General features: G+C 49.7%; 14 protein-coding genes and 2 tRNA genes. 15 read left to right on the forward strand and 1 reads right to left on the reverse strand.

Annotation, left to right across the window (positions count from 1 at the left end; all coding sequences use genetic code 11):
* The first annotated feature begins 250 nt into the window (after window positions 1-250).
* The 4 genes from IR141_RS00490 to IR141_RS00505 all read left to right on the forward strand — a co-directional run bounded on the left by IR141_RS00490 (window position 251) and on the right by IR141_RS00505 (window position 5,238).
* Window positions 251-1,246 carry a tripartite tricarboxylate transporter substrate binding protein gene (locus IR141_RS00490; protein WP_135033721.1) on the forward strand — a complete coding sequence of 332 codons (996 nt, stop codon included), beginning with the start codon at window positions 251-253 and terminating at the stop codon, window positions 1,244-1,246.
* Between the two features lie 125 nt (window positions 1,247-1,371).
* Window positions 1,372-1,809, forward strand: a complete 438-nt coding sequence (locus IR141_RS00495) for a tripartite tricarboxylate transporter TctB family protein (protein WP_135033762.1) — start codon at window positions 1,372-1,374, stop codon at window positions 1,807-1,809.
* A 13-nt stretch (window positions 1,810-1,822) separates the two neighbouring features.
* On the forward strand, window positions 1,823-3,319 hold the full coding sequence (locus IR141_RS00500; RefSeq protein WP_135033722.1) for a tripartite tricarboxylate transporter permease: 1,497 nt from the start codon (window positions 1,823-1,825) through the stop codon (window positions 3,317-3,319).
* Between the two features lie 350 nt (window positions 3,320-3,669).
* Entirely contained in the window at window positions 3,670-5,238 is a 1,569-nt protein-coding gene (locus IR141_RS00505; RefSeq protein ID WP_228068090.1) for a transferrin-binding protein-like solute binding protein, read from the forward strand.
* Window positions 5,239-5,483: 245 nt separating this feature from the next.
* Here IR141_RS00505 and IR141_RS00510 read toward each other — a convergent pair whose 3' ends face one another.
* On the reverse strand, window positions 5,484-6,086 hold the full coding sequence (locus IR141_RS00510; RefSeq protein WP_135033724.1) for a CoA pyrophosphatase: 603 nt from the start codon (window positions 6,084-6,086) through the stop codon (window positions 5,484-5,486).
* Between the two features lie 167 nt (window positions 6,087-6,253).
* Between IR141_RS00510 and IR141_RS00515 the strand changes: the two genes are divergently transcribed.
* The 11 genes from IR141_RS00515 (at window position 6,254) to IR141_RS00565 (ending at window position 17,618) form a co-directional block, all read left to right on the forward strand.
* On the forward strand, window positions 6,254-8,110 hold the full coding sequence (locus IR141_RS00515; protein WP_135033725.1) for a tetratricopeptide repeat protein: 1,857 nt from the start codon (window positions 6,254-6,256) through the stop codon (window positions 8,108-8,110).
* 141 nt (window positions 8,111-8,251) lie between these two features.
* Window positions 8,252-8,845 carry a lipoprotein insertase outer membrane protein LolB gene (gene lolB / locus IR141_RS00520; RefSeq protein WP_135033727.1) on the forward strand — a complete coding sequence of 198 codons (594 nt, stop codon included), beginning with the start codon at window positions 8,252-8,254 and terminating at the stop codon, window positions 8,843-8,845.
* A 9-nt stretch (window positions 8,846-8,854) separates the two neighbouring features.
* Complete coding sequence (ispE, locus tag IR141_RS00525) at window positions 8,855-9,703, forward strand: 4-(cytidine 5'-diphospho)-2-C-methyl-D-erythritol kinase (RefSeq protein ID WP_135033729.1); 849 nt, start codon at window positions 8,855-8,857, stop codon at window positions 9,701-9,703.
* Between the two features lie 17 nt (window positions 9,704-9,720).
* Window positions 9,721-9,796 (forward strand) — tRNA-Gln (locus IR141_RS00530).
* 9 nt (window positions 9,797-9,805) lie between these two features.
* Window positions 9,806-9,881: transfer RNA gene (locus IR141_RS00535), tRNA-Gln, on the forward strand.
* Between the two features lie 208 nt (window positions 9,882-10,089).
* Complete coding sequence (locus IR141_RS00540) at window positions 10,090-11,076, forward strand: ribose-phosphate pyrophosphokinase (protein ID WP_135033764.1); 987 nt, start codon at window positions 10,090-10,092, stop codon at window positions 11,074-11,076.
* Window positions 11,077-11,145: 69 nt separating this feature from the next.
* The gene (locus IR141_RS00545) at window positions 11,146-11,718 is read left to right on the forward strand and encodes a 50S ribosomal protein L25/general stress protein Ctc (RefSeq protein WP_135033731.1); all 573 of its coding nucleotides are present in this window, start codon (window positions 11,146-11,148) and stop codon (window positions 11,716-11,718) included.
* A gap of 347 nt (window positions 11,719-12,065) precedes the next feature.
* On the forward strand, window positions 12,066-13,322 hold the full coding sequence (locus IR141_RS00550) for a TolC family protein (RefSeq protein WP_228068091.1): 1,257 nt from the start codon (window positions 12,066-12,068) through the stop codon (window positions 13,320-13,322).
* A 42-nt stretch (window positions 13,323-13,364) separates the two neighbouring features.
* Window positions 13,365-15,515 carry a type I secretion system permease/ATPase gene (locus IR141_RS00555; protein WP_135033733.1) on the forward strand — a complete coding sequence of 717 codons (2,151 nt, stop codon included), beginning with the start codon at window positions 13,365-13,367 and terminating at the stop codon, window positions 15,513-15,515.
* A gap of 88 nt (window positions 15,516-15,603) precedes the next feature.
* Entirely contained in the window at window positions 15,604-16,833 is a 1,230-nt protein-coding gene (locus IR141_RS00560; RefSeq protein ID WP_135033735.1) for an HlyD family type I secretion periplasmic adaptor subunit, read from the forward strand.
* Between the two features lie 83 nt (window positions 16,834-16,916).
* Window positions 16,917-17,618: a hypothetical protein gene (locus tag IR141_RS00565; protein ID WP_135033737.1), complete on the forward strand. Its 702-nt coding sequence runs from the start codon at window positions 16,917-16,919 to the stop codon at window positions 17,616-17,618.
* Window positions 17,619-17,827: the final 209 nt, after the last annotated feature.

Consider the following 17,827-nt stretch of genomic DNA (forward strand, 5'->3'; position numbering starts at 1 on the left):
AGACGGCCTCAGGCCGTCTGAACATCACGATATCCACCGGCTGTTTGTTTTTTACGAAGCTTTGCCGCAGCCGTTTTTTTCAACTGCTGTTCGAGCGTGCTGCTAACAAATATTGCCGATAGATATGATTTTGTTTGCAGTGGCTGGGCAATATTGACAAAGCGCAAAGACTCATTTAATTTTTGTGCGCACCCCCCCCTTTAAAGCTGCTGTGGCGGCTTTTTATATAACCATCAAGGAGAAATTTGCCATGAATCATAAAAAATACACCGTATTGGCTTTGTCGGTTGCGGCAGCCTTAACGTTGGGTGCCTGCAAGAAAGACGGCGGTCAAGCGGGTGCGCCGGCCAAGCCGGAATGTATTGCCCCCGCCAAGCCCGGCGGCGGTTTCGATTTAACCTGCAAACTTGCGCAAAGCGGTTTGAAAGACACCGGCCGGCTCGCCAAGCCGATGCGCGTAACCTATATGCCCGGCGGCGTGGGCGCGGTTGCCTATAACAAAATCGTGGCCAACGACCCTGCCAATAACGATGCCATTGTGGCGTTTTCTACCGGCTCGCTGCTGAACCTGGCGCAAGGCAAGTTCGGCCAATACACCGAAAAAGACGTGCGCTGGCTGGCGGCTGTGGGCACCGACTACGGCATGGTGGCGGTGAATGCCGATTCTCCGCTGAAAAGCCTGCAGGATTTGGTTGATGCGCTGAAAAAGAATCCAAAATCGGTCAGCTTCGGCGCAGGGGGCAGCGTGGGGGGCCAAGACTGGCTGCAAACGGCAATGGTGGCCAAAGCCGCCGGCGTTAATCCGAAAGATATGGCTTATGTTGCACTGGAAGGCGGCGGCGAAGCGGTAACTGCCGTGTCGGGCAACCATATCAATGTGGTCAGCGCGGGCATCGCCGAGATGGGACCGCATATTGAGGCGGGCAAAATCCGTGTGCTGGCAGTGTTTTCGCCCGAGCGTCTGCAGGGCAAGCTCAAAGATATTCCCACTGCCAAAGAGCAGGGCTTCGATGTGCAGTGGCCGGTTATCCGGGGCTATTACATGGGGCCGAAAGTGAGCGATGAATCTTATCGCTGGTGGAAAACCCAGTTTGACGCGATGCTCAAAGACCCGAAATTCGCAGAGCTGCGCAGCCGGCGCGACCTGCTGCCGTTTGAGCTTACCGGCGACGAGTTGAAACAATATGTTGAGCAGTCCACTAAAGAAATGCGCGCGTTGTCTGAAGAGTTTGAGTTGGTCAAATAACCCGGAGATAACCGGGATGCCGTTGTTTGCGGTTGTTTTTCAGACGGCCTTGAGCGGAGCCGCCCGGGCCGTCTGAAACAACCGCAAACAACATTATTTTCTGTCTGCAAACGGAGTGTATTGTGATGAAAATCGAACGTTTGTTTTCTGCCGCGCTGTTTTCGGCAGCGATAGGCTTGCTCTGCCTGGCTTTCGGCTATACCGCGCCGGTGTCTTACGACCCTCTCGGCCCCCGCCCTTATCCGATGCTGGTTCTTTCGCTGTTGGCACTGTGCTGCCTGTTTTTGGCGGTGCGGCCGCGCGGCGGACACATCAACTTGGGTTACACCCCTGCTGTTTTGAAAAAAGTTGGCCTGTGCATTGTGTTTTTGAGTGCCTATGCGGCGTTGTTCGAAGTGTTGGGTTTTCCGCTCGCCACCGCGCTGATGGCGTTTGGTGTCGGCAGGCTGTTCGGCGGGCGCACGCTGCCCTGCGCGGTGTCGGGCATGGTTTTGGGCGCGTTGTTTTACGCGCTGTTCGACTTGGCCTTGGATGTGCCCCTGCCTTTGGGCTTTTTCGGTTGAAAGGTGGGTATCAATGGAAATTCTGCAATATTTGATGTCGGGCTTTCAGGTGGCCTTGCTGCCGCAAAACCTGCTGCTGGCGTTGATAGGCGCGTTTATCGGCACCATTGTGGGTATGCTGCCGGGGCTGGGGCCGATTAACGGTGTGGCGTTGCTGCTGCCGTTTGCCTTTGCGCTGGGGCTGCCGCCCGAATCGGCGCTGATCTTGCTGGCTGCGGTGTATTTGGGCTGTGAATACGGCGGGCGCATTTCGGCGATTTTGATTAACGTGCCGGGTGATGCAGCGGCGATTATGTCCACGCTTGACGGCTATCCGCTGGCCAAACAGGGCAAGGCGGGTATCGCGCTTTCACTTTCTGCGGCCAGCTCGTTTATCGGCAGCACCATCGCCACCGTTGGCGTGGTTTTGTTTGCACCGCTGCTGGCGCATTGGGCGATTGCGTTCGGCCCGGCCGAATATTTTGTGCTGATGGTGTTTGCCATCACCTGTTTGAGCGGCCTGGTGGGCGACCAGCCCGTTAAAACCGCCGTTTCGGCCTTAATCGGGTTGGCGCTGGCCATGGTCGGCATGGATGCGGTTACCGGCGTTTACCGTTTCACTTTCGGTTCGGTCAATCTTTCAGACGGCATCCAGTTCACCACCATCGTTATCGGCTTTTTCAGCATCAGCGAAATTCTGATTATGCTCGAGCACACCGAAAACGGACAAAAAGCGCTGACACAGGGCAAACGCGCGCTGTTCAACCTGAAAGAGCTGATGTTCAGCATGGGCGCGATTATCCGCAGCGGCGCGGCCGGGTTCTTTATCGGCGTGCTGCCCGGCGCGGGGGCAACCATTGCCAGCGCGATGACGTACACCAACGAGAAAAAAATTGCCGGTAAAAACGGCACTTTCGGCGAAGGCGATCTGCGCGGTATTGCCGCACCGGAAGCAGCCAACAATGCTTCTGCCTGCGGTTCGTTTATCCCCATGCTCACGTTGGGTGTGCCGGGATCGGGCACCACGGCGGTGATGATGGGTGCGCTGACGCTCTACAACATCACCCCCGGCCCGCAGCTTTTCAGCGAGCAGCCCGATATCGTGTGGGGGTTGATTGCCTCGCTGTTTATCGGCAACATTATTCTGTTGGCGTTGAATATCCCGCTGGTGGGATTTTTTGCCAAGCTGTTGAATATACCCAACTATATTTTGATTCCGGCCATTGCGGCGGTAAGTTTTGTGGGCGTGTATGCCATTCACAGCACCACGTTTGATTTGGTGTTGATGATCGGGCTGGGCATTTTGGGTTATCTGTTGCGCAAACTGAATTTTCCGCTTTCGGCACTGATTTTGGGTTATGTGTTGGGCGAGCTGATGGAATCCAGCCTGCGCCGCGCCTTGTCGATTTCGCAGGGAGATATCGGTATTCTGTTCCACGGCCCGATTACCTTGTCGTTGTGGATGCTGTCGGGCTTTATGGTGCTGCTGCCGGTTTACCGCAGGCTGCGCCGCCGCAAAGCCGCTGCTTGAACATACACTGCTTGAACATATCTGAAAGGCCGCTAGCGGCCTTTTTCTGTTTTCAGGGTTGCACGCCAAAATATCGAGGTTGCGGGTTTCCTGCTGCTGAAAACGAGCCCCTTAAGTTGTTTATACGGTAAAAAATCCGCTTACACAGGGCATTGCCGTGTTTTTCGAGGCCGTAAAACCCATCCCCCGATGTTGCAAAATAGAGATACCCGTTAAGGTGAAAGCCGGTATTTGTTAATGATATTTGTATTTTAACAGGCATTAATTTACAATTTGTTAAATTTGTTATGAATTGTAATTTTCAAGAAAATGCCTTTTTATCGGCAGAACCATTAACTTAAGGGGATGTTATGTCTAAGAAAACAACCGTAAAACACCTTGCACTTGCTGCTGTTTGCGCCGCAGTTTTGGCTGCCTGCGGGGGCGGTGGTTCGACCAGTGCCGATTTGGTCGATAACGCCGTTGCAGCGCGCAATGTCATGAATATGATTGAGGCGTTGGATGCGCCTGCCGAAACCACACTTGAAGACAAGGAAAGGGTAGAAGCGGCTGCGCAAAGTTACAACCGCTTAAGCGACAGCCAGAAATCTTTAATCAGCAAAGAACAGAAAGACAAACTCGCGGCAGCATTGGATGCGCTGGCCGCCGCATCGGCCGGTTCTTCTGCCGGCGGTAACGGCACGGTTGATGCATCTGAAATCAGCGACAACAACAGCCTGGCACCCTTGAACCTGCCAACGCCCCTGCATACCGCATTTATCGCCTCCACCGGCGCGCAGCAGCATAATCCGCATATGCAGTTGCGCGGGGTTGACGGTAAGCCTGCGTTAATTGACGACCAAATCGGTTTGATACGCACGCTGGAGTTTAACGCCAATGATCCTGTCAAGCTGGATGGTGTAGTTATTACCAATAAAAATACTGCAGGAGATGCAACAACGATAAGTTTTGCCACCCCTAATTCATCAATCAGCAAAGCTTTTTCAGGCGGCCATTCGAGAGAAGATATCAGTGAGCAGACAGGGGACGAACCCAATACCCATTTCTCTAATGTTAAATCCACAGTCGATGCCAGAATCGTAGAAAACTATAAAAAACTGGAAGCGGCAAAGAAAACGCTTGAAGCAGCCGAAAAAGCATTGGCTCAGGCACAGAAAAGCGGTGCTGAGGAAGAAGCATTGGCCGAAGCACAAAAAGCGCGGGATGATGCATTGGCCGATAAGAATAAAATTGAAACTGCCTATAATAATGACCGTTTGCTGCGCAGCGGTTTGGCGGGAGCAACTGCCGATGCGGTTTCGGCTTTGGCATATTTCAAAAAAGACAAAAACGGTTTGGTGTTCGATAAAAAATTCGATGGCGTTTATATTGTCCAATTTGCAGACGGAACCCGCATCGTGCTGCACGATCCCGCAGCAGCAGGCTGGATTTATCAAACCTTTGCCCATTATACCGACCCGAAAAACGGCATTGCCCACGGCTATCAGAGTATTGGCGATGAAACTGCTGTGAGTGCCATGCCCACCGGCGGTACGGCAACTTATACCGGCATCACCACGGCTTATTTGGTTGAAGCCGGCAAGGCCGACCGCCAACTGACTGCCGATGTAAAAGCTGTGGCCGACTTTGCCAAAAAAGGCTTGCGTTTTGAAACCGGCAACGCTCAGTTTCACAGCCTGAACAACGGCGTGCGCGTTTCGGAAGCCGCTTCCGGCTACAATATGAAAGGCACGGCTTCGTGGTCGGCCAACAGCAACAGCTTCAAAGGCGATGCCGTTACTGCAGATAACCGGATGACAGGCCGGTTGTTGGGCAAATTCTATGGTGAACAAGCTGCGGAAATCGGCGGCACTTACGGCCTGCAAAATGCCGACAACACTAAGCAGCTGATCGGCGGCTACGGTGCCAAACGGCCGTAAACCGGAGTTTTACCGGTTCGGCTCATAAAAACCACAGGCCGTCTGAAAAAAATATTTCAGACGGCCTGTGGTTTTTAATTTGTGCACCGGTTAACAATCCGTTACGGCGTTGCTTTATTGTCATTATTTGAAAATGAACCGGCTATACTGCAATTGACTGCAGATTGCCGATGCTCATTTTAAAGCCGATGGAAACCGGGCCGATTAACTAGAGGGCAGGCTTTATCAAGATTGCCGTTATGGTGTCATCGCTGCCCTTTATGCAGCTCATATCTTTCTGCCAGATCATAAAGAATCATGGCCGTCATGCCCCAAATATCGTAATGAAGGTAGGGCAGGAAAGGGGTGGGAACGGTTTGGCCGTTGTGGCTGAAATTGCAGCTGCGGTAAAGGCTTTTATCAAGAGCGAGATCCAAAGGCAGATAGAAAATCTCTTCTACTTCTTCAATATTCGGATAAACGGGCGGATTGGTGATACTCAATGCCGGCACGGGTGAAACGGTATAGCCTGATGGGGTGAAATAAGGCGGCAGCGGTTCAAAGGTTTGCCAATAGCCGGCGGCGATGCCTGTTTCTTCGGCGGTTTCGCGCAAGGCAGTATGGGTGAGATCGATGTCGCCCTCATCGCGCCGCCCGCCGGCAAAGGCAACTTGGCCGGGGTGGTGGGGCAGGGTGGCGGCTCTGCGGGTGAGCAAAACCTGCCATTGCCGTTTGCGGAACACCACGGCCAACAACACGGCGGCTTCATGCATCTCAATGCCGTCAATCAGGGCGTTGCGCAGATTTCGGGTTGCGGAGGGATAGGCGGCAGCGCGGCGGAAAAAACGGGTGAGTTCGGCGGGGGTCATGATGTGTTAGCTGTTGTTTTCAGACGGCCTGCACACTTTTACACAGATAGAGTGCGGTATGCAATATCAACAAAGCTGCGGGCTTGTGATAAAGTATTGCACATTTGTATATCGGGGTATAGGCCGTCTGAAAGTGCGCCGCTGTTACCCGCTGTTAAGGAAAGTGTATGTTTTTTGGCCGAACCGAAATCCACTCTGCCGCGCTGGCGGTGATGATGCTGTTTGCCGGCAGCGTCTACGCCGTGGGCGAAACATCCAAACAGCCGCAGCAGGCTGTGCAGCAGGCTGCGAAAAAAAGCCTTTATCCGCCCGAAGAGCGGGCTTTGGAATACGAACGCCGGGCAGGTATTGTCGAGCGTACCAATGATATGTTTAATTTGCTCGGCGGTGAAATGGCTTTGCAGAAAGGCGAGCCCGGCACGGCACTGGCTACTTATCTGGTCATGCTCAACCGCACCAAAAGCCCTGAAGTGGCCGAGCGGGCGATGGAGATGGCCGTTTCGCTGAACGCTTATCAGCAGGCGGAACAGATTTACCGCAAATGGCGTGAAATCGAACCCATACCCGGCAATGCGCAAAAACGCATGGCTTGGGCGCGTGATTTGGTGATCGGTAACACAGATCACACCGGCAAAGATTTGGGTGAAATTCTGAAGCATGCCGATGAAGAGCAGGCAAGGCGCATTTTCTTATTGCTGTCGCAAATCAGTGTGCAACAACCCACATTGGCGGGGAAGGTTGGTAAAGACGTGCATAAAGCCGCCAAAAAATATGCCGATTTGCCCGAAGCAGCTATTGCAGATTTGATTTTCAGCACGCAAATCAATAAAGAGCGCGATGCCGTGGCTGCTTTGCAGCGGTTGGCCAAACTCGATACCGAAATTCTGCCGCCCACCGAGGCTACCCTGCGCTTGGTAGCGCAGCACAGCCCGAAAATCCTGCGGCGCTTTTTCACCGAAACCGATGCCGGCAAGCTATCGCCGGTGTGGCAGGAAATGGAAATCAGCAGCCTGATTGCCGAAGGCCAAAATGACAAGGCATACCAACGCCTGCAAACCTTACTGAACCAAAACCCGAATGCCGATTTATACATTCAGGCGGCCATTTTGTCGGTGAGCCGCGAAGAAAACATTTCAACGGTGGGCAGCCATCTCGAAAAAGCCTACCGTATCGGCACCAGCGAGCAGAAAAGCCGGGCTGCGGTAATCGGCGCGATGCGTTATGCTGACGCAAAAGATTTCAAACAGGCCAAAGCGTGGGCAGATAAAATCACCGCACCTGAATATGTGTTTGATAAGACCGTGCTCAGAGCCTCGATTGAAGCCGAGCAGGGCAACGGCAGCAGGGCATTGGCAGAAGTGCGCCGAGCCCGGCGCCTGCCGGAGCAGCAAGGCCGCTTTTTCAGTATGGGCGATGTGCAGCGGGTATATCTGTTTGCCTTGAGTAAACACAACAACCCGCAGGAAGCGTTGGCCGAATTGAATGTTTTGGCTGCCAATGCAGAAAAACAGCCGGGTTATCGGGAGCGCCTGCCCGATATTCTCTATCAACGCGCCATGCTGTATGCCGACAAACTCGGCCAGCCCGAAAAAGCCGTGGCCGATTTGCGCCGCTATCTTAAATTGAACCCGAATAATGCAGCCGGCTTGAATGCTTTGGGCTACACCATGTTTGCCCTGCCCGAATATGATGTAAACGAGGCCTTCAGCCTGATTCAGGCGGCCTACCAGCAAGAACCGGAGTCGGCTGCCATCAATGACAGTATGGGTTGGGCATACTATCTGAAAGGCGATGCGCAGTCGGCACTGCCGTATCTCGAATACGCCTACGCCCAGTTTCCCGACCCCGAAGTAGCCGCCCACTTGGGTGAAGTATTGTGGAAACTGGGGCAGCAGGAAAAAGCCAAAACAATATGGAGCGAAGGCTTGGGCAGGGGGGGGGATGATGCCGTACTGCAAAAAACCTTGCAGCGTTTGGGCGTGAAACTGCCGGCAGCCAGGCCGAAAAACAACCGTAAGAAATAAACGGGCAAGCTCGGATTTTGCAAGCGGCCGATATTTTCAGACGGCCTTTTATAAACCTTAAAGCTCAGATTTGAGTGCGTTGCCGATCATTGCCGGCAGGCTGTTTGAGGCCGTCTGAAAAAACAACCGATAGGGTATCTCATGAAAACCAACCATCCCAAATTTATTTTATACAGCGTTGCCGCATTGCTGCTTGCTGCCTGCGCACAACCCCGCCCGGCCGGCAAAGAGGGCTGGCGCGCACAATCCGATATTGACAGTTTCGCTGCCGAAGGCCGTTTGGCGGTGAAAGCGAATGAAAAAGGCTCATATGCCAATTTCGACTGGACTTACCAAAACCAAGTTCAAACCATCAACGTCAATACCCCGTTGGGCAACACGCTGGGCCAGCTCTGCCAAGATGGACAAGGTGTGCTTGCCGTTGATAATAAAGGAAAAAAATATCAGGCTGCTAGCGCGCGGGAATTGAGCGAGCAGTTATTGGGCTTTCCCGTGCCGGTGCAATACCTGCATATTTGGACAAACGGCCAATGGGTTAAAAATGCCCCTTACCAAATTTTGCCCGATGGCCGTTTGCAGCAATTTGAATGGACGATTTCGCGTTCGCTGAATGAAAACGGCACGCCGCGAATATTATTGCTTGAAAGTGCCAAGTTAAGCCTGCGTTTGGTGTTTGATCAAATGAAAAAAACCAACACCACCAATGCTCCCGCACAATGTGCGGCGCGCAGCTAAGGGTGTATTATGGTATTACCTGTATCGGCCGCCGCGCAGGCCTATCCCGCTCCGGCCAAACTCAATCTGGATTTGCGCATTACCGGCCGCCGTGCAGACGGCTACCATGAGTTGGAAAGCATATTCTGCCTGATTGATCTGTGTGACACGGTTTATATCGCTTTGCGCGATGACGGGCAAATCCTGCTGCACACCCCAATCAAAGGTGTGCCGCCCGAAACCGATTTAACCTACCGTGCCGCCGCAGCGTTGCAGCCTTTTTCAGACGGCCGAAACGGTGCAGATATTTGGCTGGAAAAGCGGATTCCGATGGGAGGCGGCTTGGGCGGCGGCAGCTCCGATGCAGCGACTGTGCTGATGGTGTTGAATAAATTGTGGCGGTGCGCCTTGACGCAGCAGCAATTGATGGATACCGGCCTGCAACTGGGAGCGGATGTGCCGTTTTTCATCTTCGGCAAAAATGCATTTGCCAAAGGCATAGGCGAGCAACTGACCGAACTGGATATTCCGCAGCAATGGTATGTGGTGGTCAAGCCGCCCGTACACATTAGCACCGCAGTGATTTTTTCTCACGAACGCTTGACACGAAATTCCGAACCCAGCATAATACCTTCTTTCCAATCGCTGCAACCGTTTAGAAACGATATGCAGGCTGTGGTTTTTCAAGAATATTCCGAAGTTTCGGCAGCCTATTCGGCGCTCGAAAAATTCGGAAAAACCTTAATGACAGGCTCCGGTGCCTGCTTATTTGCCGCTTTTAACAGCCAAGAAGAGGCCGTTTCTGTTTTCGAGCAGATTTCGAAAATCTATGAAGCTTATTGCATAAGAGGGCTTGCCCTACACCCGTTGCAGATATAGAAAGAGTTTTATTGTGTTGGGGAGTCGTCAAGTGGTTAAGACACTGGATTTTGATTCCAGCATGCGAAGGTTCGAATCCTTCCTCCCCAGCCAGCCCCAAATTGGGGAGTCGTCAAGTGGTTAAGACACTGGATTTTGATTCCAGCATGCGAAGGTTCGAATCCTTCCTCCCCAGCCAGCCGGAAAAAAGCGTGTGAGTTTATCGCACGCTTTTTATATTGTGGGAGAAAGCGTGAGGCCGTCTGAAAACCGATAATTGCAGGCGGAAGGGCTTTGAATGCTTGGTGCCCGGGCGTATAATATCGACTTTCGGCTGCAAGGCCAAAGCGGAAGGAAGCGTGATGTTTTCCGAGCATAAATCCAATACAACCCCAGGTGATGAAGATATGGCTGCATACGACAGTTTGATGGTGTTTACCGGCAATGCCAATCCCGAATTGGCTCAAAAAGTGGTAAAACATTTGGATATTTCCTTAGGCAACGCTTCAGTCAGTAAATTTTCAGACGGCGAGGTTGCAGTCGAACTTTTGGAAAACGTGCGTGGTCGCGATGTGTTTATTCTGCAGCCCACTTGTGCGCCGACCAATGATAACCTGATGGAAGTGCTGACTATGGCTGACGCACTCAAACGCGCATCGGCAGGCCGTATTACCGCTGCTATTCCCTATTTCGGCTATGCCCGCCAAGACCGCCGCCCGCGCTCGGTGCGTGTGCCGATTTCGGCCAAATTGGTAGCCAATATGTTGTATTCGGCCGGTATCGACCGCGTATTGACCGTTGATTTGCATGCCGACCAAATCCAGGGTTTTTTTGATATTCCTGTAGATAATATTTATGCTACACCGATTTTGATTAACGATATCCAGCGGCAGCGTATCGAGAACCTGACTGTTGTCAGCCCGGATATCGGCGGCGTGGTTCGTGCGCGGGCGGTGGCAAAAGTGTTGAACGTTGATTTGGCGATTATCGACAAACGCCGCCCGAAAGCCAATGTGGCGGAAGTTATGAATATTATTGGCGATATTCAAGGCAGAACCTGCTTGATTATCGATGATATGATTGATACGGCCAATACTTTGTGTAAAGCTGCTTCTGCATTGAAGGAACGCGGTGCTTCACGTGTGTTGGCTTATGCTACCCATCCCGTGTTTTCAGGTGAGGCAGCAACCCGCATCGCCTCTTCCGATATTGATCAAGTTGTGGTAACCGATACTATTCCTTTGTCTGAGGCTGCGCGCAGCTGCGACCGCATTCGCCAAGTAACGATTGCCGGCCTGCTTGCAGAAACCGTACGCCGCATCAGTAATGAAGAATCTGTTTCATATCTGTTTAATGAAGATGTGTTGACAGCAGGCAGTGTATTTCTGCCTTAATCCGATGTTGTCTTAAAGCTGGTCGCGGCCGATGGCAACTGTTTTGTTTATTTTGGAGTACTTTAAATTATGTTATATGAAATTCAAGCTATTGTTCGCGATGCCCAGGGCACTGGTGCGAGCCGCCGCCTGCGTCGCGAAGGCCGAACGCCTGCAGTACTTTACGGTGAAGGGCAGGAGCCGGTTGCCATTTCTGTGGATCACAAAACTGTATATTATGCATTGGAAAAAGAATCTTTCCATACTTCATTGCTTAAACTGACGTTAAACGGTGAAACTCAAGACGTTATCGTGCGTGATTTCCAAATGCATCCGTTCCGTCAGCAAGTTCAACATATTGACTTCCAAGTTGTTGATGCTGCCAAGCCATTGCGCATCCGTGTACCCTTGCACATTATTAACGCGGAAACTTCGCAGGCTGTTAAACTGCAAGGTGGTCGTGTTTCTTTATTGAATACTACTGTTGAAGTGATAGCTTTGCCTAAAGATATTCCTGCAGCCTTGGAGCTCGACTGCGGTAATGTAGTAGCTGGCGATATCTTGCATTTGTCGGATATTAAATTCCCTGATGGAGTGCAAAGTGTTGCACTGAAACGTCATGCCGACTTGGCCGTTGCTACCGTTACCGGTAAAAAGCGATAAGAAAGTCTGGTAATAGAATCCCATTGCATTGGCAGTGGGATTTTTCTTTGTTATAAAATAATTATTTAGAATATTGCCAAAGTGAAGGTGCTCAGTAGATATTTTCCAAGACATTCATATATTATAATAATAGTAAATTCCGTGGTAGTGTAGCTTGTTGTGTACTTTGGGTAGCTTTTCCCTACCTTTTATCTGAGATTTACCGGATAATGTTAAATATGGTGTTATGCTAATAAAATTAGTACAAAGTCTTATATTTAATAATGGCAAACAATTACTGGTATTGGTTTTCAATATTGGAATTTGTACAAACATTACGATGGCTATATAAAAAAATGAAAAAAAATATGTCTCAATTTTTTCTGAGTGGAAAGCTGAAAAAATGGTCTGTTTTGCCACTGGTGCTGCTTTTTGGTTTGCAACCTGCCGGGGCGCAAGGGCTGAAAGATATCCTAAAGCATTCTTTGGTTTCCGATCCAGCTTTGCTGGAGGCAAAAGCCAACGAAAATGCAGCTAAAAGCACAACAAAAGCTACCCGGGCCGGCCATTATCCTGTGCTGGGAATTACCGGTACTCGAGTGATTACGCAAAAACATAAATACAGTAGCAACAATAAAGACAATGGTTTAGGATTGAGAGGTAGTTTGAATCTTTATTCTTGGGGTGGTATTAATGCAGCTGTCAGACGGGATAAGAACAAAGAGATTTATTACGGTCATAAATATTTTGAAACCCAAGAACAATTGGGTGGAGAGATCGGTAAGCTGTATTTAACGGCATTGCGGGCAAAAGAGTCGTTGGATGTCAGCCGTCAAAGTTTGAGCCGCCACAACAATCTTTTGAAAGATTTAAGCATTATCGTGAAATATGACGGCGGTCGCCGTTCAGAGTTGATTGAAGCTCGTTCGCGCCAGTTGCAGGTAGAAACCTCTATAGCGCAACTTCGCCGTACTATGGAAATGGCGCTGAGCCGGTTGTCAAAATATACCATCTCTCCAGTTTCGCCGGAGGATTTGAAAGATCCGTTTGCCGGTAATTCAGCCTCGGGTATCGTGAAACAATTTAACAGCAAAGATAAAGGGCTGAATCCGTCTTATCTTGCCCAACAGGCAGAGCGGGAAAGTGTCAAGGCCGAGTTGGATGCAACCAAAGCATCGCGGCTGCCGGCTGTAAATTTGGAGGGATTAGCCACCAAGGACAGCAAAGAGCTTTATCTGAATCTGACTTGGAATGTATTGGACATGGCCGCACGGCATAATGTGGATAAGAATGCACAGGCATTGATTGCTGCAGACTCTAAGTCGGAGCAGATTCTCCGCGAAGTTACTGAGAAAGCGCGAACTGCCGAAATAGACATGGCACAAAGTGAACAGCGTCAGGATATCACTGCACAGCATATAGCTGCACAAAAAGAAGTTGTGAAATCTTACGAACTGCAATTCAAAATCGCACGCCGAACCCTCACCGATGTTTTGGGAGCTTATAACGAATTGGCAGGTATTGAGCAGGAAAACGTCAATGCACGTAATGACTTTCGGGATGCTGCCTTTGAATATCTGGTTTCCCAGTCGCAGGTTGCCAGCTGGGCGGGTGCGGCACGCTAGTTTGAATGAAAAATCCAATAACATTAACGTGAAAACATTATTATGAAATCCATTATCGAACACATTGCTTTGGCCACCCGCCTGTTGGGTGCGCCGGTATCTGAAGCGGCACTTGCTGCAGAGGTTGTGCGGGATAAAAAACTGAACGTCAATTTTCACTCGCTCTCGGAAGTTTTAAAAAGCCATGGCTTTGAAAATACATTGTCCAAACGTGATTTGGAAAATATTCCTTCGCTTGCTGTGCCGGTTGTGTTGATTCTCCATAATGAAGAAGCAGCCGTAGTTACTAAAATCGAAGGGGTAGGCCGCAATCGGAAGTATCATGTGCGTCAAGCCGATGGTTTGTCTCAAGAGTTGGATTACGAGCAATTATCTGTTCTTTATTTAGGCTACTGCTGGTTTATCAAACAGAAAATGGTTTCCGATATGCGTTCTGATCTGCCGGAATACCATTTGCCCAAATCATGGTTTTGGAAAGTGATTTGGCGCTTCAGAAGCTATTATTACCAAGTTATTCTTGCTACTTTCATTATTAATTTTTTAGCTTTGGTCAGTTCGCTATATGTGATGAATGTATATGACCGAGTGATTCCCAATCAGGCTTATGAAACCCTGTGGGTGTTGAGTATCGGTGTGATTTTGGCGATCACGTTTGAATTTGCCGCTAAAATGATTCGAGGTCATTTGACCGATATTGCCGGTAAAAAGGCCGATTTGATTATCAGCTCGGCACTGTTCCGCCGAGTAATGGCATTGCGTTTGGCTGACAGACCGGCATCTTCGGGTTCTTATGCCAATAACTTGCGTGAATTTGAATCAGTGCGTGAGTTTATGACCAGTGCCAGCCTGTTGACTTTGGTTGATTTGCCGTTTCTCTTATTATTTATCACGGTGATTGCGGTAGTGGGCGGCAAGTTGGCACTGGTTCCATTAACAATTATCCCTATTGTGGTAATTGTGGGTTTGTTGGTTCAGAGGCCGCTTTCCCGTTATATTAACGAATCGATGAAAGAGTCTTCTCAGCGTTCCGGTTTGGCGGTCGAAGCGATTGAAGGTATTGAAACCTTGAAAACCAATAATGCCACCTCTTGGGCGCAGCAGCGCTGGGATGAATACACCGCAAAAACCTCGGCTTCCTCCATTAAGGTAAAAGATACCAGCAATTTTATGGTGAACTTCGCAACCGGCATGCAGCAGTTGAATACTGTGTTTTTGGTATTGCTCGGTACTTATTTGATTCACGCGGAAAATCCGGCAGAAAGAATCACGATGGGGGCGCTGATTGCATCGGTTATTTTGTCTGGCCGCGCATTGGCACCGTTGGCGCAAGTGGCCGGATTGGCAACCCGGTTTCAGCAAGCCAAACTGGCTCTGGAAGGGGTGAACAATATTGTGGAACGTCCGATTGAACGCAGCCCAGAACGTCAATACATCACGTTGGATCATGTGCAGGGTAATATTACATTTGAAAATGTATCATTCAAATATCAGCAGGAAGGAAGTGCGGCGGTTACTGATTTGCGCCTGAATATCCGCCCGGGCGAGAAAGTAGGTGTTTTGGGACGCATCGGCAGTGGTAAAAGCACCATGTTGAAATTAGCCAGCGGCTTGTATGATACTGAAAAAGGCAACGTTATGCTTGATGGTGTCGATATGCGTCAGCTCGATCCCAACTTCCTACGCAACCAAGTTGTACTGTTGAGCCAGTCGCCGCGCCTGTTTTTGGGATCGTTACGTGAAAACATGGATTTAGCGCGTACAGATGGATATTCTACCGACCAAGACTTGTTGACTGCACTCAAGCGTTTCGGCCTTGACCGCATCATCCGCAGCCACCCGCGCGGTTTGGATATGCCGCTGGGAGAGGACGGTTTGGGTTTGTCGGGCGGACAAAAACAGATTATTGCTTTGGCCCGCATGACTTTGCGTAACCCCAAAGTTGTGTTGTTAGATGAACCGACTACGGGTTTGGATCAGGCAACCGAACGCATGGCACTGAATGCTGTCGCACAATGGGGTAAGAACAGAACTATGGTTTTGGTTACCCACCGCCCGCAGGTTCTACAAATTGTGAACCGCATTATCGTAATGGATGACGGTAAGGTTGTGATGGACGGCCCACGCGATTTGGTGCTGCAAAAGCTGATGCAGAATGAAGGTAGAAGCGAAAAACAACTGCAACCGGCGGCATAAGGTGAAACCGGTTTGCCACATCACAGCATAACAATAAAGCCGTTGTTTTCAGACGGCCTAATAACAAAACCGTAAAGGTATTATCATTATGAGCAGCGAAAACAATATTAAATCTAAAGATTTGGCATTGGTAAACGATTTAAATGCCGCTTTACAGAAAGAAAAGCATAGCGGTCAGTTTTGGGTCATTATTCTGTTTTTCATATTTTTGGTGGTGTTTGTGATTTGGGCGTATAACAGCCCGATTGAAGAAGTAACCCGTGGTCAAGGCAACGTTATTCCCAGCAGCCGCGAGCAAGTGGTGCAGAGCTTGGATCCGGGTATCATTACCGAAATGCTGGTTAAAGAAGGTGATATTGTTGAAAAAGATCAGATTCTGCTGAGATTAGATGATACCCGTAGCTCTGCTGTTTTGCGTGAAAGTGAGGCCAAGGTAAAAAACCTCGAAGCTATGGTTGCACGTTTGAAAGCAGAAGCTTATGGTACTAATTTGAGCTTCCCTCAGGGTATCAGCAATGAATTGAAACAACGTGAGCAGGCTGCGTTTAATGCACGCCGCCGAGCCGTCAGCGAAGCTATTCATAATTTAAGTATAAGCAAAGCTACTTTGGATAAAGAAATCGGTATTACCGCACCGATGGTAGCGCAAGGTGTGGTTTCCGAAGTGGAGTTGTTGCGTATGCGGCGTGAGTCCAGCGATCTGTCCATGCAGATTGCCGAGCGTAAAAACCGCTACATGGCAGATGCCAATAACGAGTTGGTGCAGGCGGAATCGGAATTGGCTCAGGCCAAAGAAAATATGGTAATGCGCGCCGACCCTGTAGAACGTTCGCAAATTCGTTCGCCAATGCGCGGTATTGTAAAAAATATCCAAATCAATACTGTGGGCGGTGTAGTAAATGTGGGTCAAGATATTTTACAGATTGTACCGTTGGACGACAAATTGCTGGTGGAGGCCTACATCCGCCCGCAAGACGTTGCATTTATGCGCCCCGGTTTACCTGCGGTGGTGAAAATCAGTGCCTACGATTATGCGATTTATGGTGGCTTGGACGGTAAAGTAACCTTAATCAGCCCTGATACGGTCAGCAGCAGCAACCAAGCGCGTGTAAACGATTTAAAGCTTGACCCCAATCAAGTTTATTACCGTATTTTGGTGCAAACCAGCAGCAACAGCCTGAAAGACCGCAATGGCAAAGATATGCCGATTATTCCCGGTATGGTGGCAACGGTGGATGTGAAAACCGGAGAAAAAACCGTTTTCCAATATCTTATCAAACCGATTACCCGCATGAAACAGGCACTGCGGGAACGTTGATATCGCCAAATACAATAGGCCGTCTGAAACTTTCAGACGGCCTATTGTCTAAATATAATCTGATTATTTTAAGGATGGCCCCTATGCGTAAAATTATGCTTTCTTTGATTGTCTTGTCATTGCCGCTTTCAGTTTGCGCGGCAAACGATATCGATGCCCAATTACTGGCTATGGCCGGTCAGTTTGAAATCGGCAAGGCCGAGCAACGTATTAAGTCCATCACCTATGATGTTGTTGAGCAGAACAATGCCCAGGCCGGTGTGAACATCAGCCGACAAACCGATAAATTTTCGAGTGCTAGATTATTTTCTTCGCACCATGCCAATGTGAAGCGGAAAACTTCGCGCATCCAAGGTCGGCCTGATGCCAAAAGCCTGATTTTGTTGAATCATTGGGAATTGAAATGGGCGATGGGTGAGGAAGGATTTGTTATGGAGAATATCCAAATCAACCCAGCCCCCGCGCAGTGGAGTGCAAACGGCGGCACTTTTCAAAGTTCGGCCATATTGGTTGACAGAAACGGGCAAATCGATCTGAAAGAGCAATGCCGTTTAGGCTTGTCGGAAGATGCTGTCGTGATCCACAGCAAACTGAAAGGCACGATGCAACGGGTGAGCTGTACATTAACCATGAACAACCAAACAGGCACAATGAAGCTGACGCAAGGCTTTGAAGGCTATTATCTACCAGGCTATCAGATTTTTATTCCGCATATTTTATTGATTACAAACAATAAAACCGGCAGGGTGGACAGGCTGGATTATCAGATTCAGAAAATTCGCTGAGTAAACGGGGTCATTCTCTGCGGCCAATACAAGACAGAAAACCATAGGCTTGCCTTATAAATCTAAATTGCGTCCCACGTAAGGGATCATATCTTACAAACCTAAAGCCCCGCTAACTCAAACGCCAAGTGAAGGGGTTTTATCATGTGCATTGTTTACTGCACCGTAAATCTTGATTCTTACAGTTTCCCCAAATCCTACATCGTTCG

This window comes from Neisseria sp. 19428wB4_WF04, from assembly GCF_015235335.1.
Classification (GTDB): Bacteria; Pseudomonadota; Gammaproteobacteria; order Burkholderiales; family Neisseriaceae; genus Neisseria; species Neisseria musculi.

What these genes read in the sequence shown, in the direction of transcription:
- IR141_RS00515 (WP_135033725.1), top strand. Translation starts at nt 6,254, where the DNA reads ATGTTTTTTGGCCGAACCGAAATCCACTCTGCCGCGCTGGCGGTGATG.
- IR141_RS00490 (WP_135033721.1), top strand. Translation starts at nt 251, where the DNA reads ATGAATCATAAAAAATACACCGTATTGGCTTTGTCGGTTGCGGCAGCC.
- IR141_RS00545 (WP_135033731.1), top strand. Translation starts at nt 11,146, where the DNA reads ATGTTATATGAAATTCAAGCTATTGTTCGCGATGCCCAGGGCACTGGT.
- lolB (WP_135033727.1), top strand. Translation starts at nt 8,252, where the DNA reads ATGAAAACCAACCATCCCAAATTTATTTTATACAGCGTTGCCGCATTG.
- IR141_RS00505 (WP_228068090.1), top strand. Translation starts at nt 3,670, where the DNA reads ATGTCTAAGAAAACAACCGTAAAACACCTTGCACTTGCTGCTGTTTGC.
- IR141_RS00510 (WP_135033724.1), bottom strand. Translation starts at nt 6,086, where the DNA reads ATGACCCCCGCCGAACTCACCCGTTTTTTCCGCCGCGCTGCCGCCTAT.
- IR141_RS00540 (WP_135033764.1), top strand. Translation starts at nt 10,090, where the DNA reads ATGGCTGCATACGACAGTTTGATGGTGTTTACCGGCAATGCCAATCCC.
- IR141_RS00500 (WP_135033722.1), top strand. Translation starts at nt 1,823, where the DNA reads ATGGAAATTCTGCAATATTTGATGTCGGGCTTTCAGGTGGCCTTGCTG.
- IR141_RS00555 (WP_135033733.1), top strand. Translation starts at nt 13,365, where the DNA reads ATGAAATCCATTATCGAACACATTGCTTTGGCCACCCGCCTGTTGGGT.
- IR141_RS00560 (WP_135033735.1), top strand. Translation starts at nt 15,604, where the DNA reads ATGAGCAGCGAAAACAATATTAAATCTAAAGATTTGGCATTGGTAAAC.
- IR141_RS00495 (WP_135033762.1), top strand. Translation starts at nt 1,372, where the DNA reads ATGAAAATCGAACGTTTGTTTTCTGCCGCGCTGTTTTCGGCAGCGATA.
- IR141_RS00550 (WP_228068091.1), top strand. Translation starts at nt 12,066, where the DNA reads ATGTCTCAATTTTTTCTGAGTGGAAAGCTGAAAAAATGGTCTGTTTTG.
- IR141_RS00565 (WP_135033737.1), top strand. Translation starts at nt 16,917, where the DNA reads ATGCGTAAAATTATGCTTTCTTTGATTGTCTTGTCATTGCCGCTTTCA.
- ispE (WP_135033729.1), top strand. Translation starts at nt 8,855, where the DNA reads ATGGTATTACCTGTATCGGCCGCCGCGCAGGCCTATCCCGCTCCGGCC.